Genomic DNA, 25059 nt, shown 5'->3' on the forward strand with positions numbered 1-25059 from the left:
ACGCGGATCAGACAGGCTTTTGCAACACCAGCAGGCGGTAATTCTTGTAGCGCTCGAACACTGCCTGGGTACGATAACCGGACAGGTATTTGAACCGCAGCTTCTCCCAGCGCTTGCGCAGCAGCCAGCCCAGCAGCCGCGTGCCCCATGGATGGCGGCCGCGCAGATAAACCCCGGTGGTTTCCACCGCCGGGATAATGCGCTCCCTGAGCACTTCGTCGAGCAGGCCGATGGTGGGGCTGACGCGCGTTGTGATGTCCTCGTCATGCAGGGTTTCGAAAGGGGACGCCGCCAGGGCGGCACGGAAATCGGAAAGGGGGTGTCCACCGCCGAAGCTGCGACTCTCGGGCGTGCCGTCTCCGGCTGCCTCGGTCTTGAAGAAGTCGCTGATAATTACCCGCCCGCCCGGGGACAGCAGCTGATCGAGCCGTTCGAATACGTCATCCAGACGGATGTACTGGAAGCTTTCACTGAACAAGGCAACATCGTACTCGCCGGCCAGGGAGGCCATGTCAAGCGCCTCGAAGCTTGATTCAAACAGCCGTGCCTGCGCATTGCCCGTTTCCGCCAACCGCTGGCGCACCATGCCGGCGAGCGCCGGCGACGGCACCACGCCATCGGCGGCATAGCCCTGCTCCCGCAGCTGCACCAGCATGTTGCCGGTACCGCAGCCGATATCCAGCAGCCGCGGAAATTCATCGCTCGGGGGCAATGCCTCCAGGATCATGTCGGTGTAGTTCTGCAGGGCGTGCGGGAGGTTGGCAACAGTAACCTCCAGATCGTCCCACAGACCATAGTGAAGATCCTCGACAGCAAGCAGCTGGCGGGCCAGGATCAGACCGTATTCACGTGAATGCATGGACACTTACTTCCCCGGCACGGGACATCCGTCCACCAGCTGGCATGAATAGAGGCCATCCATGAATTGGCGTTCACTCATTGATTACTCAGCCTGGTTGCGGTCCGCGCTGCGGAAAATCGGCGCGATCACTTTATGCTAATGGAGGTCATCCAGCGGCTGGACCGGCAAGATTCATGAACTGATCAGCTGTCAGTCGCGTTTTATTATCAGTCCTTGCCCGGTGGGAAGGTCCAGCACGCACTCACCTTTATCCTGCATGTAATCAAGAACAGCCTTGCGCGCACCCGGACAGGTAGTCAACCCATGGTCGTCCAGCAGGACGACACCCCCTGCAACCAGTCGGGGATAGAAAAATTCGATCGAGTCGTATGTGGGCTGATAAAGGTCAACATCTATATGCACGAAACGGAACACCTGATCCTCAAGGCCTGCAAAGGTATCGGGTATCCAGCCGATCCTGAGTTCGGCCTGTTCGAATTTATCGAAGGCCGCTTTGGCCAGAGTACCGTCGTGCGCAAGATCGCCTGCCGACCAGGCGGAACCGCCGGTCGCCATCCGGTCGACCTCAGCAGGCGCGGGGAGACCGGAGAAGGCATCAAAACCATAGTGCCGGTCGGTTGACGCAAAGGTCCCCTCAAGGGCTTTGCAGATAAGCGCAGAACCGACCCCACGGGCGACACCGCATTCGGCGGTACTCCCTCTCAGGCCCCGGACATAGCGAGCAAATTCTATAAGTACAAAACGCCGGTCAAGTTTCCTGACCTGCGGCCGACGCAGGGTGGGATCATCCACCATGTAGGGGCGGTACGGATCGAGCCAGGACTGGTCCGCAATCCAGAGTATCTGGGGTTTATACAGATAACGGTTGCCCCAGACTGCTATCCGCTCCACAAGTTTGTGCCGAAGTCTTTTGAGGGGGTTTTTTTCAAATCGCATAGCCGATCATCGCCGTGTCTATATCTGGAATTCCGGTAACCAGGCGAGTAGAATACAGTTTTTTTCCGGCGGTGGTAACAGTGGGGGAATCCCGCCCCCTGGCACCTGCTCCTGCGCAAAAATGCCGGGGTTGATTTGATATATTTGTCTGGTATCGAATTCGCAGAACAGGCACCCGGCCCGCGAGGCCTCATGACTCTTCCGATTGATTAAGCTGGTCGCCGAAAACAATGAAGCCTGCATCTCTTGTCCTAGCGAAATTCACACGCAAGCGACTTCTTCCCCGCCTCCCCGTATCCCAGAAACAGAAACTCCTGGCCGAGCGCCGCCTGCGGGGCAAGGAAGACTACAGCAAATTATCCCTGTCGGATGTGATAATCGTTTCGCACGAGAAGAGCGGGCGCACCTGGTTGCGCGTCATGCTCAGCCGGTTTTATCAGCAGCGTTATCATCTACCTGAAAACAAGCTGCTGAATTTCGACCGCCTGCACCGGCTGGAACCCAGGGTCCCTGTGGTTTTCTTCACGCACGACCGGCATCTGGGCTATTACACCGGGAACTGGGACAATGAAGAGTTGTATCGCCTTACCCCGACCATTTTACTGGTCCGCGATCCCCGCGATGTTGCGGTGTCGTTCTACTTCGACTGGAAGTACCGCATGAGCGGACACAGCCGACGGCTCTATTCGCTGCCGCTCGATGACATGCCGATCCATGAATTCATGATGCAGCCGGAATCAGGCCTGCCTGCTGTTATCGACTTCATGAACCGTTGGCATGATCGGCTCGAGCGCATGCACAACCTGAACATGTTCCGCTATGAAGACCTGCGTACCGATACCGTGACCGGCCTGAAACAGATACTCCATATCCTTGGCGCCGAGCCCGAACAGCAGGAGATCGAGGATGTTGTCGCCTATGCGGAATTCGAAAAAATGAAAAAACGCGAACAGTCGGGGCAGACCCGCGACAGCCGCATCTGCGCCACCGACCCCAGCAACCCCGACTCCTTCAAGGCCCGCCGGGCCAAGGTCGGCGGCTACCGCGACTACTTCAACGATGAACAGATCCGTGAAATCGATGCGCTCGTCGCCGAGACCCTGAGCCCGGGCTACGGCTACTGAGCCGGCCTGCGCCCCGTTGCCGGGGCAACTCCGGCGTACAGGGCACGGCTGACGGCCAGGGCCCCGAACGAGATCAGGAAAAAGTGCCCGCGCTCGTCATCGTGGCGGATCTGGAACAGACCGGCGAGCAGAAACAGGGCCATGGCGGCCAACAGAAACAACAACAGCGGGAAATCCCGCTCGTCACGCCTGCCGGCGGGCCAGAAAGTCTTCAATGCCGTGACCACCCACAGCAGGAACAGCACCAGGCCCACCGCGCCCAGTTCCACCAGCAATTGCAGATACAGGTTGTGGTAATGCGTCAATGACTGCTTGATATCCAATTCGCTTATCAGCATCCTGCTGGTACCCGCACCCCAGCCGAACCAGGGACGTTCGCCGATCAGCTTCCTGGCCTGTTCCCACAACGGGACACGGTACTGCAGTCCGGAGCCTTCCAGGCCGCCGCCGTCATCCGTCAGTATGGCCAGAAATCCGCCTTCCACCCTGGCCAGCCGCTTGTCGACGATATCGGCGTTGAACACTATGGTCGCCCCCAGCATTCCGGCGCCTGCAAGCAGCAGCAGCAATGTCCGGCCGCCCCGGCCATGGCGCCAGCCATGCCAGGCCATGGCCAGCAGCAGGGTCGGCAGGATCACCGCCAGGGCAACCCAGACCGCCCGGGTCTGACTCCAGAGGACAACAATGGCCAGGGCCACCACCAGCAGCAGAGCCGGCGGGACCAGCCACAGCGGGCGGACCCGTCCTGTGAGCAGGAGGATCAACACGCCGATCAGGCCGGTGCCGGCATACAGGGCGGCGCCGTTGCCCATGCCGAACAATTCGCGCCTGCCGCCCATGACCACTTCCAGGCGTGACCAGTCGAATCCGACGGCCAGTGACAGCACCAGACCGGCCAGCCCGAGGCCCAGCACCCAGCGGATACGCCGGGGACCGGCACCGAGCCAGTAGGCCACAACGAGAGAAAATGCACCGCCGGCCAACAACAGGTCGAAACCGGACTCCAGGATCTCCGGCCGCCATTCGGCACTCCCCTGCAGCCAGGCCAACAGCCAGTTCACCGTGATATAACCACTCAACGCCAGTGACACCCAGACGAATGGGCGGCTGCGTGCGCGGCGCCAGAAGTCCCGCCCCCGCAGGGACAGAGCCAGCAGCATCAGCAGCAGCCCGGCATAGAAAACACCCTGATTGGCAAAGCCGCCAGCCGCAAACAGACCCAGGCCGGCCACTCCGATCCGGCTACTCCAGTCCATTGGGACAGGAATGCTTGTAGGTGCAGTTGCGTTCAAGCCACCACCCGCAGGGGTTGTCCCGCCCCGAGCAGCCGGCTTGCGGCCGTTCGCAGAGGCAGAGTGAGGGAATCGGGCGGATTCTACCCGAGCCGGACCCGCCGGACCACTTGAACAGCGGTCATGCAATCCGTTCCCGGCTCGGTTAGAATGCTGTATTGCTTGAGACCCACGATTTGCGGACATCCATGACCAGCACCTTCGCAGCCCTGCGCGCCTCGCTCCCCCAGGCGAGCAAAACCCTCTGGAAGAAAACCAGCCGGCGTCTGCTCAAGCTCCGGCTCGACCTGACCGGGGCCGATGAGGACGAGCGCATCCGGGCCGAGCGCCGGCTGCGCGGCCGGGAACAGTATCGCAAACTGCGACAGGCCGATGCCGTGGTCGTTTCCTTCGGCAAGAGCGGTCGCACCTGGCTGCGGGTGATGGTCTCGCGCCTGTACCAGCAACTCTACGGGCTGCCCGAGAACGCCCTGATCGGGTTCGATAACTTCCACAACATGGACCGCCGGATCCCGCGCATCTTCTTTACCCACGACAACTACATCGGCGACTACACCGGGCATGTGGACTCCAAGGCGGATTTCTACGACAAGAAGGTGCTGCTGCTGGTGCGCGACCCGCGCGACGTGGCCGTCTCCCAGTTCTTCCAGTGGCAGCACCGCATGCGCCCGGAGAAAAAGGCGCTGAACCAGTACCCGCCGCACGGCGAGCAGTGCAGCGTCTACGAGTTCGTCAGGCACGAAGGCGCCGGCCTGCCCAAGGTGATGGAGTTCATGAACCTGTGGGCACGGGAGATGGACAAGGTCAGGCAATTCGCCCTGGTCCGCTACGAGGACATGCGCGCCGACCCGCACGCGACACTCAGCCGGGTAGCAGAATTTCTGGAGATCCCGGCCACTGCGGAACAGATTCAGGAAGCGGTGGACTACGCCTCCTACGAGAACATGAAGAAGATGGAATCGGCCCAGAGCTTCCGCCTCAGCGGCGGCCGCATGGTGCCGCGCGACCGCAACAATCCGGACAGCTACAAGGTCCGCCGGGCCAAGGTCGGCGGCTACCGCGATTACTTCGAGGACGAACAGGTTCGCGAGATCGATGCCCTGATGGAAGCCACGCTCGACCCGGTGTTCGACTACCGGGCCGGCGAAGACCCGGCGGTCTGAACAACCTTGCTCAGACGAATGGCGCTGATTTCAGTTTATCCGTCATTCCGTCATTCCCGCGCAGGCGGGACAAAAGCGCGGAGCGCGTTGAACGCCTTTATGCCCTATGGGTACGCAGGGCGGCCCGAAGGGCGAGCGCGCCCGAACGAAGTGACAAAGTGCCCTTGGGGTGAAGCGAGTAATCCAGCATTTGCAGGCTCTGCCAGACACTGGATCCCCGCCTGCGCGGGGATGACGCAGCGAAAGTCAGTGCCATCCCCGTCTCAGACTATTTGATGATCTGACGCGAAGTTTCCAGGTAATCCCGGCCTTTCGACTGCACCGTTTCCGCATCGGCGTTCTCTGACGCCAGATGCACCTCTTCCAGCACCTCGGCCAGCTCCTCCACTTCTTCCTCGAGCCTTTCCAGCGCGTTTTCGAGGGTATAGGTGATCTGGTGGATCTCGTGCAGGTCGCGCGAACTCAACTCCCCCTGGCCCAGAATCGTTTCCAGACGCCGGTTGTACTCGGAGAAATTGGCCACGGCCTGTTCCAGCGTCTCTGCCGGCTCGCCCTCATAGTGACCGGGACGATCATCCGCGAATGCCGGCACAGACACGGCCAGGGCGGAGAACAGTACTGCCATTTTCAGGGTTTTCATCACATCTCCTTGTCTGCAATCAGAAATATCGGTCACACGATACCTGGGCCCGGCAGGTTGCACATGCCAGGCAAAAAGAGCGGGGCAGACACCTGGGCTGCCCCGCGTTCACGCTCACAACACGGCTGCCTCAGAACCGGTGACGCAGTCCGACCGAGAAGGTCTGCGGCTGATTCGGCCGTGCCCCGTCCGGCAGGCGGGAGACGATCTTCTGTTCGTCGAACAGGTTCTCCACCCGCAGGAAGACATCGGTGTCCCGTCCCAGCGGATACTGGCTGATGAAGTCCACCACGGTCAGCGATTCGGTTTCGTCGAAGCGGCTGCCGCTGTTGTTGCAGCCGGCCACCACGCACATCTCATCGATGTATTTCACCACAGCGTAGTTGTTCCAGCCACTGGGATGCTCCAGACCCACGCGCAGGCTGAGCATATTCTCCGGCACATCCTTGAGCTGATCACCCTCGCTCAGGCCCGAGGTCGCGTTGTCCTTGCTGATCTCGGCGCTGGTGTAAGTGTAGGCCAGATCGACCGGGATCAGGAAACGTCCCTGATCGAAATCGGTGGACAGCTGGAATTCCAGGCCCGCGATCTCGGCCTCGCCCGTGGTGAAGGTGCCGGAGGTCGCGCCGTTGCTGCAGGGCGAGCCCACCGAGCAGTTCTCCACCTTGTTGGTGAAGTCGCTGTAGAAGCCGATAGCCTCGGCGAACACCCGGTCGCCGAAGTAACGCACCCCGGCCTCCCAGTTGTCGCTGGTCTCAGGATCCTCGTTGGCCTGGGCGCCGCCGCCGAGCGGGGAGAAGCCGCGGTGCACGCCGGCCAGCACCTGCCAGCGATCGGCCACATCGTAGGTGAAGGAGGCGCCGGGCAGCCACTCATCGCTCTCGTTGCCGCGGGTCGAATCCACGGTGGTCCGGCCGACATCCGCATACTGCACCCGCGAGGTCTCCACGTCCTCGTAGCGCAGGGCCAGGTTGAGTTTGAAGCGATCGGTCACCTGCCACTGATCCAGCGCCCAGAAGCTCATCGCCTCGCCGGTCTCGAAGCGGTTGTCACCGCCCGTCGGCAGGACGGTGTTCTGGAATACCAGCGAGCCGTTGACCTGATCATAGATCTCCACGGGCTGGAAGCGGTCCATCTCATCTTCGTGATAACGTCCGCCCAGCGCAACCTGGTGTGCGCCGAGGTCGATGTCGAAGTTGAGCTGAATGCCTTCGGAGACGTATTCACGGTTGTTGTTCTTGTAGGACAGTCCGGCAACATCGACCGTGCCGTCCAGGATACCCTGGGCGTTGGCATCGCCGGCATTGGCCGCGTCGATATAGGCACCACCGCCGGAGAGCTTGAACCAGTTGCGTTTGAACTTGTTGCGGTAGATCGTCGCGGTACTCTTGACGTTGTCGGTCCAGTCGAACTCGTGGGTGAGATTGATGCCGGAGTGGGTATTGTCCATCTGGTCGATGCTGGACAGGCCGTAACGCCGGTTGGGATCGCGGTCGAAGTCGGCATCGGTCAGCCCGAGGTAGGTCTCGTTGGAAATCTCTTCCGAGTACTGCAATTTGAGCTGCAATGCCTGGCGCTCGCCCTGCCAGCGCAGCTTGCCGACATAGTCCTCGATGTCGAAGCCGCTGTCGCCATTGCTGCGGTCGATGTCCTTGAAACCGTCGCCGTTGCGCTGCACCGTCTCGACCATCCAGCTCCAGGGGCCAGCGACATCGCCGTAGTGGGCGTGCACGTCGGTGGAGCCACGCTCGTCGAGCACGGTTTCGACCATGCCCGAACGCTCGGTCGGAATCGGAGTCGACAGCAGGTTGATCACGCCGCCGGTGGTCTGCGGACCATAACGCAGCAACGGCGCCCCCTTGAGGATCTCGACACCGGTGATACGCATCATGGTCGGGAAATAATAGGCGGCGGGATTCGAATAGGGGGCGGGGGCGATCGGTACGCCGTCCTCCATCAGGGTGATATTGCTGCTGCGCTCGGCCGTGGCGCCGCGGATACCGATGTTCGGGCGCAGGCCCTCGCCATCCTCTTCACGGGCATAGATACCCGGCACTGTCTTCAGTACCTGGTGGATGTCGGTGGTGCCCTCGATCTCGAGTTGCTCCTCGGCCACGACTGCGCTGGAACCGGGCAGAATACGCGCCTGCGAGGTGTCACCGATGATCTCCACGGGCGACATGGTGACCGCCTCGTCGGCAGCGCTCATGCCCGGCAGCAGACAGCTACCGATCGCCAGTGACAGAAAAGAACGCTTGAACATGAAGTTATCTCCCTATCAATTGTATTAAAGTTTACGATAATGAGAAGCTTTATCAATTGCGGATGATATTTCGTCGTACTCGTGAGGTCAACACCCTGTCACGTCGGATTGGCAAGGGGGATTGTACGAGCCGGGATATACTGTATAATCGAAATCATTCTCATTAGTCTTAAATAAACCCGGCAGGCGCATCGGCGCCGAGGACTTGCTGCTGCGATGAACGACGAAACCCTGATAATGACGCCCCCGGTTCAGTCCGGGCTCTACGAACAACTGGCTCAGCTGCTCCAGGCGGGTGGGCCGGTGGTGGCCATCCTGCTCGCCATGTCCGTGATCGCATTGACAATCATCCTGCTGAAACTCTGGCAATTCCAGGCAGTGCGCACCGGCGAGCGCCGCACCGCTGTGGAGGCGCTGCGGCTGTGGAAATCCGGCCGGGTCGGCGAGGCGCTGGCGCGCACCGAGGGCAACCGCAATCCGGTGGCCCAGGCCCTTGGCCGGGCCATGCGCGGACAGCACCGTGGGCTGCCTGAGGCAAAGGTACGCGAGGAGGTCCTGCGCTATGGCGGTGATGTCCTGGAAACCCTGCGCGGCGGTTTCCGACCGCTGGAGGTGATCGCTTCGCTGGCCCCCCTGCTCGGACTGTTCGGCACCGTACTGGGCATGATCAAGGCCTTCCAGCAGCTGGAGGCCGCCGGCAATCAGGTCAACCCGGCCATCCTCTCCGGCGGCATCTGGGAGGCCCTGCTCACCACCGCCGTCGGCCTGGCAGTAGCCATCCCGGCAGTGGCCCTGCTGAACTGGCTGGAACGCCGGGTCGACCGCCTGGCTCACGACATGGACAACCTGGTCACTCAGGTCTTCACCGAGGACCTGTCCGCCGAGTTGACCTCCGAGGAAGAGACGCATGCTCCGGCCCGCCTCCGCCCTGCCGCCGTTTCAGCTGGCGAGTAACGCGCGCCGGCGCCGCGCCCTGATCAGCCTCACGCCGCTGATCGATGTGGTGTTCATCCTGCTGGTGTTCTTCATGCTGACCTCAACCTTCCTGGACTGGCGCCCGATCGAACTGAATGCACCCGGTCTGACCGCCGCCAGTGCCGAGGCCGGTGACAGCCTGCTGATCGAGATCCGTACGGATGGCCTGCGTCTGGACGACGAACCCGTCACTCCGGCAGAACTGCGGCGCCGGATCGAGTCGCAGCTGGCGCACCACCCGGATCAGCGCGTGCGGCTCAAGCCCACTGCTGGGGTCGCCCTGCAGCGCACGGTGGATGTAGTGGGTCTGCTCACCCGGGCCGGTGCCGTCAATCTCTCCCTGATCCGCGACCGCCAGAGGTAGGCAGCATGCGTTTCGAACCCCCACGGCCGCGCAGCGACGAGGAGCGGATCCTGCCGCTGATCAATATCGTGTTCCTGCTGCTGATCTTCTTCATGGTGGCCGGAAAACTCGCCGCCACCGACCCCCTCGAAATCGACCCGCCGCAATCGGCCCTCGAGAGCGAGGCCGGGCCACGGGAGTTGCTGGTGCTGCTCGACGCCGAGGGCCGCCTGGCTCTGGACGGCAAGGTCATGGAGGAATCCGCACTCAAAGCCGCTCTGCAGAAACGCCTGTCCGAGGACGAGATACGGATCCGACTCAAGGCCGACGGCCGGGCCGAAGCGACCCGCGTGGTCGCCCTGATGGAACTGCTGCAGGATGCCGGCGCGCAGAAGGTCAAGCTGCTGACGGTCGCGGCAGGCGGTTGATGCGGATCACCCGTCGACACTGGACGGTGGCATTGATCACCGCGGTCCTGCTGCATGCGGGGATTGCTGCTGTGTTGCTGTGGCAGGAACCGGAGTCCGGCGCGCTGGATGTCGGGATCGGAGGCATCGAGGTGTCCCTGGGGCCGGCAGGCGGGGTACCGGAACAGCCGCAGCAGACGTCAGAGGAAGCGCCGGTGCCCGAACCCGAGCCGCAGCCCGAACCGCAGCCCGAACCGGAGCCCGAACCGGAACCCGAACCGGAACCCGAACCGGAACCCGAACCGGAACCCGAACCGGAACCCGAACCGGAACCCGAACCGGAACCCGAACCCGAACCCGAACCGGAACCCGAACCGGAACCCGAACCGGAACCGGAACCCGAGCCGGTCCGTCAGGCCGTGCAGCCGCAGCCTGAACCGGTGCAGCAGACAACACAGCAGCCGAGCGTGAGCGCGGACACTGCCGCCCCCGCCAGCACCACTGCCACACCGGAGGGGGAAGAGAGTCCCCGGGACAGCGCCACCCGTGGTGGCTCACCCGGCCCGAGCGCCGACTACATGGCCCGCCTGAAGGGCTGGCTCGAGCGCCACAAGCGCTATCCCCGCCGCGCCCAGATGCGGCGCCAGGAAGGCACCGCCCTGCTCTACTTCGTCATGGATCGGGAAGGCCGGATCATCGAGTACCGGCTGCAGGAAAGTTCAGGCCACACCCTGCTGGATCGCGAGGTGGAGGCGATGATCAGACGGGCCGAGCCACTGCCGGGAATCCCGGACGACATGCCGCAGTCACGACTCGAACTGGTGGTACCGGTGGCCTTCTATCTGCGCTGAATGCAAGCGCGCGGGGATGACGTGACTGCGGCAGTATCAACAGGTCTTAGTGGCCACTGGCCCGGGCCAGCGGCGGGGTGCGATCCAGCAGTTCCAGCGCATCGTGGCGCAGATGGTTCTTTGCCATCTCCTGGCGCAGCAGGTCTTCGCTGATCACACCCTGATCCAGGCACTCGCGCACCAGCCCGAAGAAGAAGGCCTCCTGGTTCGGATCCGGATGGGCCCGGTAGCGCCCGGCCAGGCCGTAGTCGCCGAACAGCGCCCGACGCGCGCGTCGGAACCAGTGTTTGGGCGGAAACAGGCGGAAGGAATCGGCGGCGCGAAAATCCACCGGCAGCCCGGTCTTCCAGGGCTGAGTCTTGCGCTTGGTGTTGTGCAGCATCTTGGTGTTGGCATCGAGATGATCGAAGTCGTTCCACTCGGGCTCGAACAGGCCGATGGTCTCCGGATCCTCGTATTTCAGGCACACCCAGGGCATGTAGTCGCGCGTGCCCTCGAACATGGCGTGGAACTGTTCCTCGAACTTCCAGTGAGTCAGCTTTGCGTTGTCCATCAGCATCACGCTGGTGGCCAGGCAGCCGCGCTTGCCCTTGTTGCCGGACTTGGGCCGGCACATGACGGCCTTGCCTTCCATATCGCGGGAGAACAACTCCCAGATGTCGGCCAGGGCGAAGATGTCCGGGTCGATGACAATGGAACGACCCTGATAGTCCATCAGCTGCGGCGGCAGGAAGCGGGTCGGGGTGAAGGACTGCAGGTCGTCGCGGACCCACTGGCGCCACTCGCCGTCGCGCAGGTACATCTGCCCTTCGTGCTCGCGCAGGATGGGAAAATCGTCGTAGTGCATGATGCGGATATCGAAGCGGTCATTGTGCTTCGAATTGCGCCGCAGGGCATACTGCGCCACCAGGGCGCCGAGATGCTGCTTGTCATTGGCCTGGATGAATACGCAATGCTCCATGCCGGATTCCTCGCTCGGGACTGCCACAATCCACTCATTTTATAGGTCAGCCCCCTCGAAACCAAGCCGCATCTGCCCCGCGGCCGAAGGATTGGCGACAACACCGAAGACACCGTCATCCCCGCGCAGGCGGGGATCCAGCGGCCACGGCGGTTCCTGGATTACTCGCTACGCTCGCCCTTCGGGCCGCCCTGTGGGCGTTCAACGCGCTCCGCGCTTTTGTCCCGCCTGCGCGGGAATGACGGGTGAGGGGGGCCCGACGCCTTTGGCCGGGGACGGCAAAAACGCGTATAATCATCGGCCACCTTCATCCCCAGCCGGGGCCAGTATTTTTTTCATCCGGAACAACAGCATGAGCTTCATCAACCCGCTGCGCCGCATCGGCAGCGACAACGCCCGCAAGGCCGCCATCATCACCACCACGGCCGTGCTGCCCCGCTCCCTGCGCGTGGCCCGGCGCAAGGCCCGGCTGGGCGCGCTGGAGGTGGACATCGCCCGGCGTTCCTCGCTGATCATCATCGCCCATCCCAAGAGCGGCAACACCTGGCTGAAGGTCATGCTGACCCGGCTCTACAGCAAGCGCCACGGCATCCCGGAGGCGGACTTCGCCCGCTACCCGGCGCTGGCCGACGCCAATCCCGAGATCCCCCGCTTCGCCGCCACCAACGGCTGGTACAGCTATGAACGCGCAGTGGGCGACAAGCTGCAGCCGGGAGCCCCGGATTCCGAGCTCAGACACAAGCCGGTGGTACTGCTGGCGCGCAATCCGTTGGACATCGCCGTGTCCTGGTATTTCCAGTTCACCAAGCGCCAGTCGAGCCATAAGCAGGAACTGATCAATGCCGAACTGAGCCACCCCGTGGATCGCACCAACATCGGGATGTGGGAGTTTGTGCGCGAGAGCGAAATCGGCCTGCCCTCGCTGATCCGCTTCCTGAACCACTGGGATGCGGCGCTGGATTCACTGGACCACACTCTGCTGACCTCCTACGAGGCGCTGCGACGCGAACCGGCGCAGGTGCTGCGCCAGATCACCGAACTGATGGGCGACCGCTTCAGCGACAAGGAAATCAACGAGGCAGTGGAGTTCGCCTCCTTCGACAACCTGCGCAAGCTGGAAAGCGAAGGCTTCTTCCGCTCGGGCGGCCTGACTCTGCGCAACGCCGGCGACCCGGAAAGCTTCAAGGTGCGCCGGGCCAAGGTCGGCGGCTATCGCGACTACTTCAGCGAGGCACAGGCACAGGAACTGGAGCAGCTGGTGCGCCGGGAACTCTCGCCGCGCCTGCAGGCACTGTTCGGCCTGGACCAGCCGCAGGAGGACACCCCGGCGGCGCCGGCCGCGGCCGGGCAGTAAGGTCTTGTCCTCTCAGGGTCGGGCGCCGCGCATCTGGCGGGTCCTCGGCGACAAACGCGGGGACAACGGCCAGGTCGAGGTCATCGCCGAGGCCCTTGCCCGGCAGCGCGGCTGGACCTCCGAGCTCCGCCACCTGGAGATGCAGCCCAGATACGTGTTCGGCAAACCGCGCGTCGGCCCCACCCTGTATCACCTGGATCCGGAACGCTCCGATGCCCTGACACCGCCCTGGCCCGACCTGATCCTGACCAGCGGCCGGCGACCGGCCAATGCGGCGCTCTGGATCAAGCAGCAATCCGGCGGTCGTTCGCGCATCGTGCTGGTCGGCAAGCCCTCGGGCTGGATGGCGCACTTCGATCTGATCATCACCAGCGCAGAGACCCTGCCCGCACCCTTCCCCAATGTCATGCACATCGGCCTGCCGTTGATGCAACTCGATCCGGCCCGGCTCGAGGCCGGACGCGCCGAATGGGAGCAGGCCTTCGCCGCCCTGCCCCGGCCCCTGGTGGCCTTTCTCATCGGCGGCCCGACCAACCCCTTCGTGTATAACAACACCGTAGTACGCCGACTCCGCGACCGTATCGATCAGGTACTGGCCAGCGGCGGCACGCCCTACCTGGTCGGCTCGCGCCGCACCCCGCCGCGCTTCATGCAGCGGCTGCGCCGGGATCTGCCCGCGGCGGTGCAGGTCTATGACTGGAACGACCCGCAGGATGGCAATCCCTATGCCGGCCTGCTGGCCCTGGGCGATCGCTTCGTGGTCACCGGCGACAGCATTTCCATGCAGGTGGAGGTGGCCCGGCTGGGCCGGCCGCTGGAGATCCTGCCTCTGCCCACCGGCTGGTTCGGCGGCATCGACAACGCCCGCCGCCGTCTGGCCGCCTGGCTGTTTCAGCCAGTGCGCGCTGACAATTCAGGAGAGCGGGCCCGGATCGCGACGGCACGCGCCCTGTACCACCTGCGGCTGCTGCAGCAGACCCGTCACTTTCCGCGCTTTCACCAGATGCTGGTCGATCAGGGGCTGGCCCGCTGGGCAGGAGATGACGCCGATGCGGCCGGCGCCCACGGCGGACCGGACCGCGCTGGCGAGCAGACCGAACAGGACCTGCAGCGTATCCTGGAGCGCATCGACCGGCTGTTGCCGGACAGATGAACCGTCAGCTGCTTACTCAAGCGTCAGGAGATATGGCTACAGTTTCATAGCGTCATTCCCGCGAAGGCGGGAATCCAGAAAGTTCGCACTGCTGGATCCCCGCCTTCGGGGGATGACGGCATCTAAGGGGTAACATGTTGTTGAAGCGCACACAGACACGTCGGATCCCGGACATGCGCCGCACCCTGGCGGCCCTGCTGCTGACCGCGCTCGTCCCGACACCTGCCCTGGCCGGCGGCGAGCCCCGCCTGCCGCGACCCGAAGCGGTCACACCCACCGCCCCTGCGCCACTCCCGGCGGTGGGCTGGCAGGCCATCACCCTGAGCGCCTCCAACCTGCTGGGGTCGGCCGTCTCCCGGCTGCGCCTGTACACGGTCGCGCCTGACGAACTCCCCGTCCAGGTTGCGCGCGGCACCCTCCCTGCCCCGGGCAATCCGCTGCTGGTGCTGCTGGCCGACAACCGGGTGGGACGGCAGAACCTGGAACGGCTGTCCGTCTGGTACGATCCCGCCGGCGGCCTGGTGCAGCGCTGTCGCGTCGGCTTCGGTCGCCGCGACAGCCGGGCCAAGTGCTACCGTTACGAAGCTCGCAGTCTGCTGCGTGAGCGCCGGGAGAGCGCCGTCACTGCCGCCGAGGTCGAGGCCCAGCCGGACTGGCTTCACGACGGCGCCAGCAGCGCCCTGACACTGGCCCGTGACTGGCCCGTGTCCAGTGCGGGGCGGCTGGCGCTGCCGCAGGCCATTCCCCGGACAGCCGGTCTGGTCTCGCCCACCCTGCTGCTGCCGCTCGCCAGTGCCGCCTCCCTGCACGCCGCGGGTGACAGGGAAACCTATTATGTGCACACCGACCACGATTTCTTCCGGGTTGTGCTGGAGGTCAGCGGTCACGAACGCATCGAGGTCGACTACCGGCGCGAGACCGCCGCTGGCGAGCAACCGGTGCGGGGTCAGGTCGAGGCGCTGGTAATCCGGCTGCAGGTCAATCCCCTGGGCGAGCCGGAGAACGGCTTCGAACTGCTGGGCCTGCGTCCGCCCCTGACCCTGCTGCTGGATCCCGCCACCCGCCTGCCGCTGGCCCTGCGCGGTGACGCCCCGCGCCTCGGCCCGGGCGAAGTGCGACTGGAAGCCGCACGGCTCAGCCGATGAAGCCGACACGCGCCGTCCTGATCAGCAATCCGGCCAGCGGCAACAACCGCAGGGCCTGGGCGCGGCTGCAGCCCCGGCTGGCGCACTATCCGCAGCTCGAGCAGCACATCACCCGCACGGTCGAGGAGGCCGAGACACTCATCCGTCGACTGGCCGACAGCGACATACAGGTGCTGGCGATCAACGGCGGCGACGGCACCCTGGCCTGCCTGCTGGGACTGCTGCTGCAGCACTGGCCGCAGCAACGCCGGCCCGCACTGATCGTCCTTCCCGGAGGCACCGCCAATATGAGCGCCGGCGATGTGGGCGCGGCCGGCTCGCCGCGCAAGGCATGGAAACGGTTTTTCCGCTGGCTGGACCGCGGCTGTCCGCTGAATGGCCCCGCGCACGAACGGCATATCATGCAAGTGGAGGGTCTGGCCGATGGCCGCATCCACTACGGCATGTTCCTGGGCACCGGCGCCATCATGCAGGCCACGCAGTACGCCCACAGCAAGGTGCACGCGCGCGGCCTGGGCGGCGAGATCAGCCTGGGGCTGACGCTGGTGCGTACCCTGTGGGGCCTGGCCCGGCGTGACCCGCGTTTCTATCAGCCGACCCCGGTGGCGCTGCGACTTCCCGACAGCAGCATCGACCGCCCGGAAACCCCCATGCTGATCCTGGCCGCCAGTACCCTGGAGCGGCTGTTCCTCGGCATCCGGCCCTTCTGGGGCAGCGGCGACGGCGCGGTGGGCCTGACCACCGTCCGCGCCGGGGCGAGGCATTTCCCGCGCGCCTTCGCCTCCATCCTGCGCGGCCGGCCCAACCGGCATGTGCAGCCGGAACTGGGCTATGAGAGCTTCCACACCCGGCGTCTGGAACTCGTCTTCGATGGCATGCTGAACCTGGACGGAGAACTGCTGCAGACCGCCCCTTCCACAGGACCGCTGACAGTCACCGCCCGCGGGCCGTTCCGGTTTCTGCGGCTGACATGACCCAGCTGTTGATCTTTGCGTATTCCGTGGACATCGTAGGTCGGGTTAGCCCGACAGGGCGTAACCCCACGCGGCTTGCCGCTATGGGTCGGGTTACGCTGCGCTAACCCGACCTACGCGACTCAGCGGGCTGGAATATTGGCTACAACACCGAAATACACCGTCATTCCCGCGCAGGCGGGAATGGGGATATCAGAGTTTTCTAGGGCATAATGAATCCCCGCATGGCTGCCTCTACATTCCAATCCGCCTACCCCGAACCCGCCGGTCCCACTGTGGCCGACTCGCCGCCGTTGCAGGCCCTGCTCGACGCCCTGCACACGCGCTTCGGCGACGCGCTGCAGGCGGTGGTGCTGTACGGTTCCTGCCTGCGCAGCGCCGATCTGTTCGACGGTCTGGTCGACCTGTATGTCCTGGTGGACGACTATCGCAGCGCCGAGCCCCACCTCCTGCGCCGTCTCGGCATCCGGCTGCTGCCGCCCAATGTCTATTATGTCGAGGCCCCCGTGGACAGCCGCACAGTGCGCTGCAAGTACGCTGTGCTCAGCCTGGAGGCACTCGACCGCGGCACCGGACCGCGCCGGTTCGAATCCTATCTGTGGGGCCGCTTTGCCCAGCCGGTCAAGGTGATCTACAGCCGCACGCCGCAGGTGCGCGCACGTCTGCACACGGATTTCCTACAGGCCGCCGAGACCCTGCTGCGCCGCGCCCTCCCCGCCCTGCCGGCCGAAGGCACGCTGGATGACCTCTGGGCAGGCGCCCTGGCGCTGAGCTATGCCACCGAACTGCGCACCGAGCGTCAGGGGCGTGCCGGCGAACTGGCCGGACACGGACAGGCCTTCTACACCGTGATAACGCAGGCACTGTCCGGGCGGCTGGCCGACTGCCTGACCCTGTTGCCGCCAGAGACCGAGGCCGGGGTATACAGGTACCGCTCACACGTCTCCGCCCCAGCCCGGCGCCTGGCCCCCTGGCAGTGGCGGCTGCGACGGGTGCTGGGCAAGCTGCTGTCCGTGGCGAGACTGGTCAAGGGCCTGTTCACCTTCGAGGGCGGGCTGGACTATCTGGCCTGGAAGCTGACGCGTCATTCGGGCCAGACGATCGAAGTGCCGGAGCGGGTTCGCCGTCGCCCTCTGATCCACGTCTGGGCCTGGGGCTGGCAGCTGTACCGCCGCGGTGTCTTCCGCTGACGGAGACTTCTGTTCACAGCGGCTGCATAACCAGAATTTTTATTTATACACAATAACTTTGCGCCTCTGAGTCTCTGCGTCCTCTGCGTTGCGGTCGCCATGCTGAATCGAATCATTATTTGATCTGCGCCATGACTCGCCCCCGGCCGATGCGGTATAGTGGCGCCACGTAACACGCAGGGTATTGAACATCATGAAGAATTACGGGGTATTCATCCAGACCAATCACAAGCAGATCGTCGGCGCCATCGTCGCCGAGTATGCACTTCGCCGGTACTCCTCTCGCAACGATGAGTTCGACGTCCACATCATGGACACTCGCGACTACCCCTTCTTCAAGGCGCGCGAGGGCCAGAGCTATCTGCGCGACGGGGTGCAGCGGGTGTGGCTGAACGACGACCTGCAGTCCTTCACCCCGACCCGTTTCATGCCACCGCAGCTGATGAACTATCAGGGCCGGGCCGTGGTCATCGACCCCGACATCTTCGCCTGCACCGACATCTGGGAGTTGCTCAGCCGCGACATGCAGGGCAAGGCCATCATGTGCCGCATGCGCTCCGGACCCAAGGGCTTCATCGACCGCTGCTATGCCAGCAGCGTGATGCTGCTCGAGAACAGCCGCCTCACGCACTGGAAGCCGGAGGCGCAGTTCAATGCCATGTTCGACGCCGGCTACGATTACCAGCCCTGGATCTGCCTGAAGAACGAGGACCCGGAGAGCATCGGCTTCTTCGAGAAGGAATGGAACGACTTCGATACCTTCTCACCGGCGACAAAGATGCTGCATACCACCCGACGCAAGACCCAGCCCTGGAAGACCGGCCTGCCGGTGGACTGGCGCCCGTCCGAGCGCTTCCGCCTGTTCCCGCCGGCCGCCTGGCTGCTGCGGGCCCGGCGTCACCTGTTCGGCGAGTACGGCCTGATGGGCAAGTACAAGGCCCATCCCGATCAGAACCAGGAACGCTTCTTCTTCGGCCTGCTCAAGGAGTGCATCAACCAGGGCAAGATCAGCGAGGAATTCCTGCGCGAGGAGATGGCGCGCAGCCATGTCCGCCACGACGCCTTCGAGGTGCTGGCGCGCACCCCGGACCTGCCGCCGGCGCCGGCGCATCCGCTGAGCACGCAGCAGGCGGCGTGAACTGTCTTAACCACCATTCGTAGGTCGGGTTAACGCAGCGTAACCCGACATCTCGCGGTCCGTGTCGGATTACGCCCTCGCGGGCTAATCCGACCTACGCAGTTCCACCCACTCCTACGTGATGCCCATCATCAGCCGCACCCGCTGGGCCGTGCGTTCAAGCTCGGCGCCCGAGTCGGCTTCCACCGCCCGGTACCAGTCCTCCCCCTGAGCGATCAATTCAGGCGCCTGCTCCAGCCAGCGCGCCCGGCCGGCATCCACCAGCGCCTGCTGGATGCGCCCCACGTCGCGGCGCATGCGCAGCGGCGCCAGCCGCATGGCCAGGCGATGGCTGAGCGGCTGGTGCCGGAAGTTGCGCGCACGCAGCCACCAGACGCCGGGCGGGTCTCCCGGATCGAACAGGTACAGCGGCCGGCCCATCGCCGCGGCCTCGGCCAGCATGGACATGCTCTCGCCGGTGACCACGAAGCGCTCGCCAAGCCCGAGATAGGCCAGGTAGGGATTTTCCCTGTCGCTGTTGTCCAGGTCCCACCAGTAGGCGGCCGCCGGCACCTTGAGCGCGTTGCGGAAGGCCGCAGCGGCGGCCGCCGACGTGCGCCGGCTGTCGGTCACCAGCACCGAGCCGCCGGTCTGCGCCACCAGCCGGTTCACGCCCTCGGCCAGCCGCCGTCCCTTGTCCGGCGTGAACACGAACGGACCACTGTCGCCGCCGATCAGGACCGTGGTGAGGGGGTGCGGCAGTGCCGCAAGCTCGGGTTGCAGCCGGCGCGCGGCTGCCGCGACCCGATCGGAACGCACCCGATGCAGCGGCAGGGTGTTGTGCAGGACGTTGTCGCGCTCGGGGAGAAAGTACTGCGGCGTGGTCACGATGAGGTCGTAGCAGTCCAGCGGTGCCCAGGGCCGACCGATATGGACCAGCCGCGTGCGGCCGCCGGTGCGGCGGCGGATCCAGCGCGCAACCGGCTCGTTGCGCCGGCCGGCGCTGATGACCATATCCGGCCAGGGAGGTGAAAGCGGGCTGGAGGCGCGGCGGTCGATGCCGGCCAGGGTCACGCGCAGCAGCAGGTGCGGCAGCAGTTCCCAGCCGCGCGCCTGAATGCGCTTTTCCTCATACGGCCAGCCCAGTGCCTCGGCCAGTGCCAGCACCTGGTTGTTGTCGCCCGCCTTTCGCCCCAGCAGCACCCAGACAGTCTTTTCCATTATCGCGCCGGATCGTTCGCGTGAGCGCAGCGCACCCGGGCGCCCGCATGAGAATCTGTGCTATCATACGCGGCCTGTCGCCGGGGCGAAACAGCCCCATTCAGCACGGATACCACGCTCCAATGCCCGACATGTCCTACAGAGAAATGGGGGCCGTGGCCTCGCGTCACCTGGCCCTGGCCACACTGTTTTTCCTGCCGCAGGAAAAACGCATCGCGCTCGAGCGGCGCCTGCGCGGCAGGGAGGAATACCGCAAGCTGCAGGCGGCCGACTGGGTGCTGATGTCCTGGGGCAAGAGCGGCCGCACCTGGTTCCGCGTGATGCTGTCGCGCTTCTATCAGCTGCGCTTCAACCTGCCGACGGATCACATGCTGGAGTTCGACAACTACAACCGCCTCAACCCGGCCGCGCCCAAGGTGCTGTTCAGTCACAACAACTACATGCGCGATTACCTGCGCAACTGGGACAACCTGGAGCATTTCCGCGGCAAGCAGGTGGTACTGCTGGTGCGCGATCCGCGCGATGTGGCCGTCTCCCAGTACTTCCAGTGGCGCTACCGGATGCTGCCGCGCAAGAAGCTGCTCAACGATTACCCGCCCCACGGCACTGAGGTCGATGTGTTCGACTTCGTCAGCAACGAACAATGCGGCATTCCGCGCATCGTCGACTATTTCAACGGCTGGGCCGCGGCCATGCCGATGCTGGGCGATGACCTGCTGCTGATCCGCTACGAGGACATGCGCAGCGATCCGGCCGCGATCATGCGCAAGGTGTTCGATTTCACCGGCACGCCCGGCAGTGCCGGGGAGATCGCCGCCGCGGTGGAATACGCCGCCTACGACAACATGAAGAAACGCGAGGCCGGGAAAGACGGCATGCGGGCCAGCGGCCAGCGGGTAAAACCGGGGGACGAGAACAATCCGGATTCCTTCAAGGTGCGGCGCGGCAAGGTGGGCGGGTACCGCGACTACTTCACGGATGAGCAACTCCAGGCGGTCGACGCCATGGTGGAGCAGCATCTGGACCCGGTGTTCGGCTACTGCCGGACGTAGGATGGGTGAAGCGCAGCGCAGCCCATCACCACAGAGGCCGGCCGGACAATTGATGGGTTACGGCGCAATGCGCCTCCACCCATCCTACCCGGCTACTTGGCGGCGCCGCGCAGCCCCTGGGCCAGGCGCAGGATGCGCTTGCCGGTATGCGTACCCATGCGGGCCAGACGCTGAGCCTGGCGCGCCACCGGGCCGGAACGCACCCAGTTGACCTGCACCATGCGGCGCTCGCCGTCGAAGCGTTTGTAGCCGTGATAGCTGTTGCCGCTGCGCTTGAAGGCCAGCAGGGTGCCGCCCAGCGGGGTGACCTCGGCGGCAAAGTCCTCGATATCGTGCTTGCTGCGCAGCAGCCGCAGCTTGCCGCCCTCCTGATGCCATTCCGGGTTGAAGTACAGCAGCACCGTGATCACCTTGCTCCAATGGTCGGTGTGGATGTTGCCATCGCTCATCTCGGAGTACTTGCGCACGGTGATGGTCTTGACCGTGCGGCTCAGATCCACGCCGAACTTGCGCGCGATCAGGCGTTCGAACTCGGGGCTGTCCAGGTCCTGCAGCACCCGGGCGAAGGCCGGACCATACTCGAGGTCCTCCGGGTTGAAGTTGGCCGGGATATCGATGTAGGGGTAATCGGCATTGACCCGTTCCAGTTCCCCGGACGGGATCACGCCCTCGGCGACCATGAAGCTGAACGGCTCGGTCTGCAGCGGGGTGTCCTCCACCGCCTGGAAATTGAGAAGTCGGGTATCTGTCTCGGTCATGATCGAGGTCTCGTTACTGAACGGATAGCTGTCAGGGCTGCTGCATCAGGCGATGTTCGCGGTCTGGTTCCTGCGCCGCGGTTTCATCGGCATAGCGCTGCACCAGATCGTAGTCGGCCACCGAGTCCACATCCACGGCGGCGTTGGCATAGGGCAGGATCACCGCCCCGAGTCGCAGTCCCAGGTGACGCGACAGGCGTTCCAGGGCGGCATCCAGCGTCAGCAGGCCGAGCCGGTAGCGGATCACCGCCCACCAGCCGAGCAGGCCGATCACCAGCAGCGGCTTCTTGCGCTGGTTCTCGATCCGACGCCAGAAGTCGGCGGCGCGCCGTCCTTCCGGCGTCATGAAGGCAAACAGGTTGCAGCCGCAGTAGTTGCCGTCGCGGAAGCGCAGCACGGTCTTGCTGATGTCCGGATAGACCGATTTGACCAGTTCATACGGCGCCAGTCCGACGAGTACGTCACACTGCCTGGCGGCGCTTTCCTGGCAGAAGCGGTCGACGATCTCGCTGGTCAGCAGGGGATGGTCGGCCGTGGTGATCAGTACCGGGTGCTCTGCCGGCAGCGCGGACAGTTCCCGATAGGCGCTGGTGCTGGGCGAGGCCTCCGGCGGCGACCAGTTCAGGCGCTGCTCGGCGATCTCGCGCGCCAGTTCGGCGTCGCTCTGCACACAGGCCTGCTCCGGCCCGCTGAGCCGGATGGGCCCGACCGTATCCGCCCCGCGCAGGGCGCTGATGACCCGGTGAATCATGGGAACGTCGCTGATGCGCAGCAGGGGCTTGCAGGCGACCCCGGAGTGCTCGCGCAGGGCATCGCGCCGGGTCCGTTCCCCGGCCAGGATCACGCAGGCGAAACGCGCGGAGACGGCCGCTCCGGTCGGGTTGGGTTGCGCCTGCTGGCGGTCTGAGGGGTGATTGTCCACGCCCGGCTCACAATGACTTCTGGTAGACCCGGTAACGCTTGTAGATCCGGCTGCCGATCGCTTCGATGATGTGCCGCATACCGGCATTATCCTCCAGTATCCAGCCCATCTCAACTGTCTCCACCCCGCGCCGGATCATGGCCTTGCGCACCGCATCGATGACCAGAAAGGCCAGGGTCGGCCCCAGGCGCGAATACTGGTGCTCGCGCCGCACGCCCATCAGCGCCACCCGGCAGGTGCGGGGCCGCCGGACCTTGAGCCGCCACAGCAGCCGCGCCCAGCCCAGCGGCAGCAGCCGTCCGTTCAGGTCGCGGATGGCCTCGTTCAGATTGGGCAGAGCGGCGATGAAGGCCACCGGGCGCTCATCGATCTCGGCGATCTGGATATAGTCGTGGTCCAGCAGCAGGCTGAGCATCTTCGCCACTTCCGCGAACTCGGCGCGGGTGAAGGGCACGAAGCCCCAGTTGCCGGACCAGGCGTCGTTGAAGATGTCGCGCATGGCCTCGAAGTCGGCGGCCTTGCGTTTGCGGTCCAGCGGCCGTATCCGCACCCGGCGCAGGGCCTTCTGCGCCAGCTTCTCCATCACCGCCGGGGCGGTGAAGTCCGGCTGCACCGTGTAGGTCAGCAAATCCTTCACGCCGGTGAAGCCCTGCTCTTCCAGCCGTGTCGGATAGTACGGCCGGGCGTGTCCCATCATGATGTAGGGCGGCTCGGCAAAATTCTCCACCAGCAGGCCGATTTCCTCGTTGATGGAGAGGTTGTAGGGGCCGCGGATCCGGGCCGCACCCTGCTCGCGCAGCCAGTCGCCGGCCGTCTCCAGCAGGGCAGCGAACAGGGGCGCGTCGTCCTCGGCCTCGAGCATGCCGAAATAGCCGAGCCTGTCGCCCTCGACCGGCGGCTGCAGGCGGTCCAGCTGGGCGGTGATCCGGCCCACCGGCCGGCCATCGCGGTAGGCCACCCATGCCCGCACCTGGCTGTGCTCGAACAGTGGATGGTTGCGAAACACCCGCTCGCGCTGCTCGAAATGCAACGGCGCCACCCAGGCCGGGTCGTCGGCATAGAGACGGTGCGGCAGCTGCAGGAAATCCCCTATTGTCGTCCGGTCACGCGCCTCGCGGATGTCCAGATTCCCGCTGCTGGTCTGGGTGTGCGCCATACCGCTCCTTTGCAATGTCCCCACCCGACAAGGCGGGGTTTGGCGAATCAATCCCGTCATCATACCGTAACCCCTGGACCGGAACCCAGCACCGGCGCGGTGTTTGATCTTTCCCGGCCCCTCCGGCACACTGCTTTTCCCTGGTTTTTCCCTACCCTATGTCAGGCCCGCGGGACGGGCAGGAAACACTCACACTTGGCCAAGTTCATCCTCGGCAATGCGCTGCGCAAGAAGGCACTGCACAACGGCCCACTGCGCCACGCGCTCTGGCTGCTCGACCTGCTGGTGATCGGACTGCTCTACGGACTGTTCCGGCTGCTGCCGGTCACCTGGGCCTCCCGCACCGGCGACTGGCTGGGGCGGCGGATTGGCCCCTGGTTCAAGAGCCGCTGCCAGCATATGCGCGCCAACCTGGGGCTCGCCTTCCCCGACAAATCCCGCGCGGAAATCGAACGCCTGCTGCCGGAGATCTGGGGCAATGGCGGTGCCGTACTGGGCGAATTCCCGCACCTGGCGCGGATCGTGGACCCGCGTCACGATTATCTGGACATCCGCTTCGAGCAGGACATCCCCACCTACAGCGACCCGACCCGGCCGGCCGTGTTCGTCACCGCCCATATCGCCAACTGGGAGGCCGCCGGGGCCTCGCTGCACCGCTACGGCGTGCCGCTGGTGGCCCTGTATTCCCCCCTGGCCAATCCCTGGCTGGAGAAGCTGCTGCGGCGTTCGCGCCAGGCGCTGGGCTGTGAACTGATCTCGCGCGACGCCAGCATGCGCCCCTTCGTCCAGGCCCTGAAACAGGGCCGTTCGGTGGCCATGATCATGGACCGGCGCATCGATCAGGGTACGCCCATCCCCTTCTTCGGCGCAGACAAGCCCTCCTCCACCCTGGCCGCGCGGCTGGCGCTGAAATTCGGCTGCCCGCTGGTGCCGGTGAAGATCGAGCGTCGTGACGGCCCCCGTTTCCGGGTGACCTTCCTGCCGCCCCTGCAGCCGGCCGCACCCGACGCCGATCAGGAGGCGCAGGCCCGGGATCTGACCCGGCAGATCCACGGGCATTTTGAGCAGTGGATCACGGAACGGCCAGGGGCCTGGTTTTGTTCGAAAAAAATCTGGTCCAGTGCTATACTTCGCAGCCGTCAGGGTGGCAATGTTACCCTGTCGCCAGACACCGATCCGCACGCAACCCACAGGTAACAC

24 protein-coding genes are annotated in these 25059 nt (G+C 64.7%); 14 read left to right on the forward strand and 10 right to left on the reverse strand.

Annotated features, from left to right (window positions below):
- Nucleotides 1–7: 7 nt before the first annotated feature.
- Nucleotides 8–859 carry a class I SAM-dependent methyltransferase gene (locus tag COW1_RS06670; protein WP_201345804.1) on the reverse strand — a complete coding sequence of 284 codons (852 nt, stop codon included), beginning with the start codon at nt 857–859 and terminating at the stop codon, nt 8–10.
- Between the two features lie 192 nt (nt 860–1051).
- The gene (locus COW1_RS06675; protein ID WP_201345805.1) at nt 1052–1798 is read right to left on the reverse strand and encodes a TylF/MycF/NovP-related O-methyltransferase; all 747 of its coding nucleotides are present in this window, start codon (nt 1796–1798) and stop codon (nt 1052–1054) included.
- A gap of 230 nt (nt 1799–2028) precedes the next feature.
- On the opposite strand from COW1_RS06675, the gene COW1_RS06680 reads away from it, so the two are divergent.
- A complete protein-coding gene (locus COW1_RS06680) occupies nt 2029–2922 on the forward strand; it encodes a sulfotransferase domain-containing protein (protein ID WP_201345806.1) in 894 nt (297 codons plus the stop codon).
- On the opposite strand, the gene COW1_RS06685 is transcribed toward COW1_RS06680, so the two are convergent.
- A complete protein-coding gene (locus tag COW1_RS06685) occupies nt 2916–4178 on the reverse strand; it encodes an O-antigen ligase (protein ID WP_201345807.1) in 1263 nt (420 codons plus the stop codon). The two genes, COW1_RS06680 and COW1_RS06685, sit on opposite strands and share 7 nt — an antisense overlap.
- A gap of 224 nt (nt 4179–4402) precedes the next feature.
- Here COW1_RS06685 and COW1_RS06690 point away from each other — a divergent pair, with 224 nt between their 5' ends.
- Complete coding sequence (locus COW1_RS06690) at nt 4403–5377, forward strand: sulfotransferase domain-containing protein (protein ID WP_201345808.1); 975 nt, start codon at nt 4403–4405, stop codon at nt 5375–5377.
- A gap of 268 nt (nt 5378–5645) precedes the next feature.
- Here the strand turns inward: COW1_RS06690 and COW1_RS06695 are convergent, their stop codons facing one another.
- Together COW1_RS06695 and COW1_RS06700 are read right to left on the reverse strand one after the other, a co-directional pair.
- Nucleotides 5646–6017, reverse strand: coding sequence for a DUF6746 family protein (locus COW1_RS06695; protein WP_172844266.1), 372 nt, complete (start codon nt 6015–6017; stop codon nt 5646–5648).
- Between the two features lie 130 nt (nt 6018–6147).
- On the reverse strand, nt 6148–8280 hold the full coding sequence (locus tag COW1_RS06700) for a TonB-dependent receptor domain-containing protein (protein WP_201345809.1): 2133 nt from the start codon (nt 8278–8280) through the stop codon (nt 6148–6150).
- Nucleotides 8281–8517: 237 nt separating this feature from the next.
- Here COW1_RS06700 and COW1_RS06705 point away from each other — a divergent pair, with 237 nt between their 5' ends.
- Genes COW1_RS06705 through COW1_RS06720 form a run of 4 tightly spaced genes read left to right on the forward strand, consistent with a single transcriptional unit; the run spans nt 8518 to nt 10856 of the window.
- Complete coding sequence (locus COW1_RS06705; RefSeq protein WP_201346050.1) at nt 8518–9234, forward strand: MotA/TolQ/ExbB proton channel family protein; 717 nt, start codon at nt 8518–8520, stop codon at nt 9232–9234.
- On the forward strand, nt 9188–9619 hold the full coding sequence (locus tag COW1_RS06710) for a biopolymer transporter ExbD (RefSeq protein WP_201345810.1): 432 nt from the start codon (nt 9188–9190) through the stop codon (nt 9617–9619). The genes COW1_RS06705 and COW1_RS06710 overlap by 47 nt, the downstream gene beginning before the upstream one ends.
- Before the next feature lie 5 nt (nt 9620–9624).
- Nucleotides 9625–10026, forward strand: a complete 402-nt coding sequence (locus tag COW1_RS06715; RefSeq protein WP_201345811.1) for a biopolymer transporter ExbD — start codon at nt 9625–9627, stop codon at nt 10024–10026.
- Entirely contained in the window at nt 10026–10856 is an 831-nt protein-coding gene (locus COW1_RS06720; RefSeq protein ID WP_201345812.1) for an energy transducer TonB, read from the forward strand. Before COW1_RS06715 ends, COW1_RS06720 begins: the two co-directional genes overlap by 1 nt.
- 46 nt (nt 10857–10902) lie before the next feature.
- Here the strand turns inward: COW1_RS06720 and COW1_RS06725 are convergent, their stop codons facing one another.
- Nucleotides 10903–11844, reverse strand: a complete 942-nt coding sequence (locus COW1_RS06725) for a hypothetical protein (RefSeq protein ID WP_197703016.1) — start codon at nt 11842–11844, stop codon at nt 10903–10905.
- A 325-nt stretch (nt 11845–12169) separates the two neighbouring features.
- Between COW1_RS06725 and COW1_RS06730 the strand changes: the two genes are divergently transcribed.
- From COW1_RS06730 to COW1_RS06755, 6 genes are all read left to right on the forward strand, one after another.
- Nucleotides 12170–13171 (forward strand): sulfotransferase domain-containing protein, encoded by a 1002-nt coding sequence (locus COW1_RS06730; RefSeq protein ID WP_201345813.1) that lies wholly within the window; start codon nt 12170–12172, stop codon nt 13169–13171.
- A gap of 4 nt (nt 13172–13175) precedes the next feature.
- Nucleotides 13176–14324, forward strand: a complete 1149-nt coding sequence (locus COW1_RS06735; RefSeq protein ID WP_201345814.1) for a mitochondrial fission ELM1 family protein — start codon at nt 13176–13178, stop codon at nt 14322–14324.
- A gap of 173 nt (nt 14325–14497) precedes the next feature.
- A complete protein-coding gene (locus COW1_RS06740) occupies nt 14498–15469 on the forward strand; it encodes a hypothetical protein (protein ID WP_201345815.1) in 972 nt (323 codons plus the stop codon).
- Nucleotides 15466–16443 carry a diacylglycerol kinase family protein gene (locus COW1_RS06745; RefSeq protein WP_201345816.1) on the forward strand — a complete coding sequence of 326 codons (978 nt, stop codon included), beginning with the start codon at nt 15466–15468 and terminating at the stop codon, nt 16441–16443. The genes COW1_RS06740 and COW1_RS06745 overlap by 4 nt, the downstream gene beginning before the upstream one ends.
- A gap of 224 nt (nt 16444–16667) precedes the next feature.
- Nucleotides 16668–17633, forward strand: a complete 966-nt coding sequence (locus tag COW1_RS06750) for a hypothetical protein (protein ID WP_201345817.1) — start codon at nt 16668–16670, stop codon at nt 17631–17633.
- Nucleotides 17634–17826: 193 nt separating this feature from the next.
- Entirely contained in the window at nt 17827–18771 is a 945-nt protein-coding gene (locus COW1_RS06755; protein ID WP_201345818.1) for a hypothetical protein, read from the forward strand.
- A 114-nt stretch (nt 18772–18885) separates the two neighbouring features.
- Here the strand turns inward: COW1_RS06755 and COW1_RS06760 are convergent, their stop codons facing one another.
- Nucleotides 18886–19971: a mitochondrial fission ELM1 family protein gene (locus COW1_RS06760; protein ID WP_201345819.1), complete on the reverse strand. Its 1086-nt coding sequence runs from the start codon at nt 19969–19971 to the stop codon at nt 18886–18888.
- 122 nt (nt 19972–20093) lie between these two features.
- Here COW1_RS06760 and COW1_RS06765 point away from each other — a divergent pair, with 122 nt between their 5' ends.
- Complete coding sequence (locus COW1_RS06765; protein WP_096365822.1) at nt 20094–21023, forward strand: sulfotransferase domain-containing protein; 930 nt, start codon at nt 20094–20096, stop codon at nt 21021–21023.
- Nucleotides 21024–21115: 92 nt separating this feature from the next.
- Here COW1_RS06765 and COW1_RS06770 read toward each other — a convergent pair whose 3' ends face one another.
- From COW1_RS06770 to COW1_RS06780, 3 genes are read right to left on the reverse strand one after another with little or no spacing between them, the layout of a single operon-like run.
- Nucleotides 21116–21781 carry a 2OG-Fe(II) oxygenase gene (locus tag COW1_RS06770; protein ID WP_096365820.1) on the reverse strand — a complete coding sequence of 222 codons (666 nt, stop codon included), beginning with the start codon at nt 21779–21781 and terminating at the stop codon, nt 21116–21118.
- Nucleotides 21782–21812: 31 nt separating this feature from the next.
- On the reverse strand, nt 21813–22703 hold the full coding sequence (locus tag COW1_RS06775; RefSeq protein WP_197703012.1) for a nucleotidyltransferase family protein: 891 nt from the start codon (nt 22701–22703) through the stop codon (nt 21813–21815).
- A 7-nt stretch (nt 22704–22710) separates the two neighbouring features.
- Nucleotides 22711–23859, reverse strand: a complete 1149-nt coding sequence (locus COW1_RS06780; RefSeq protein ID WP_201345820.1) for an N-acetyltransferase — start codon at nt 23857–23859, stop codon at nt 22711–22713.
- Between the two features lie 195 nt (nt 23860–24054).
- Here COW1_RS06780 and COW1_RS06785 point away from each other — a divergent pair, with 195 nt between their 5' ends.
- Nucleotides 24055–25056 carry a lysophospholipid acyltransferase family protein gene (locus COW1_RS06785; protein ID WP_201345821.1) on the forward strand — a complete coding sequence of 334 codons (1002 nt, stop codon included), beginning with the start codon at nt 24055–24057 and terminating at the stop codon, nt 25054–25056.
- Nucleotides 25057–25059 lie beyond the last annotated feature (3 nt).

Source organism: Thiohalobacter sp. COW1 (assembly GCF_016629505.1).
Lineage (GTDB): Bacteria > Pseudomonadota > Gammaproteobacteria > Thiohalobacterales > Thiohalobacteraceae > Thiohalobacter > Thiohalobacter thiocyanaticus_A.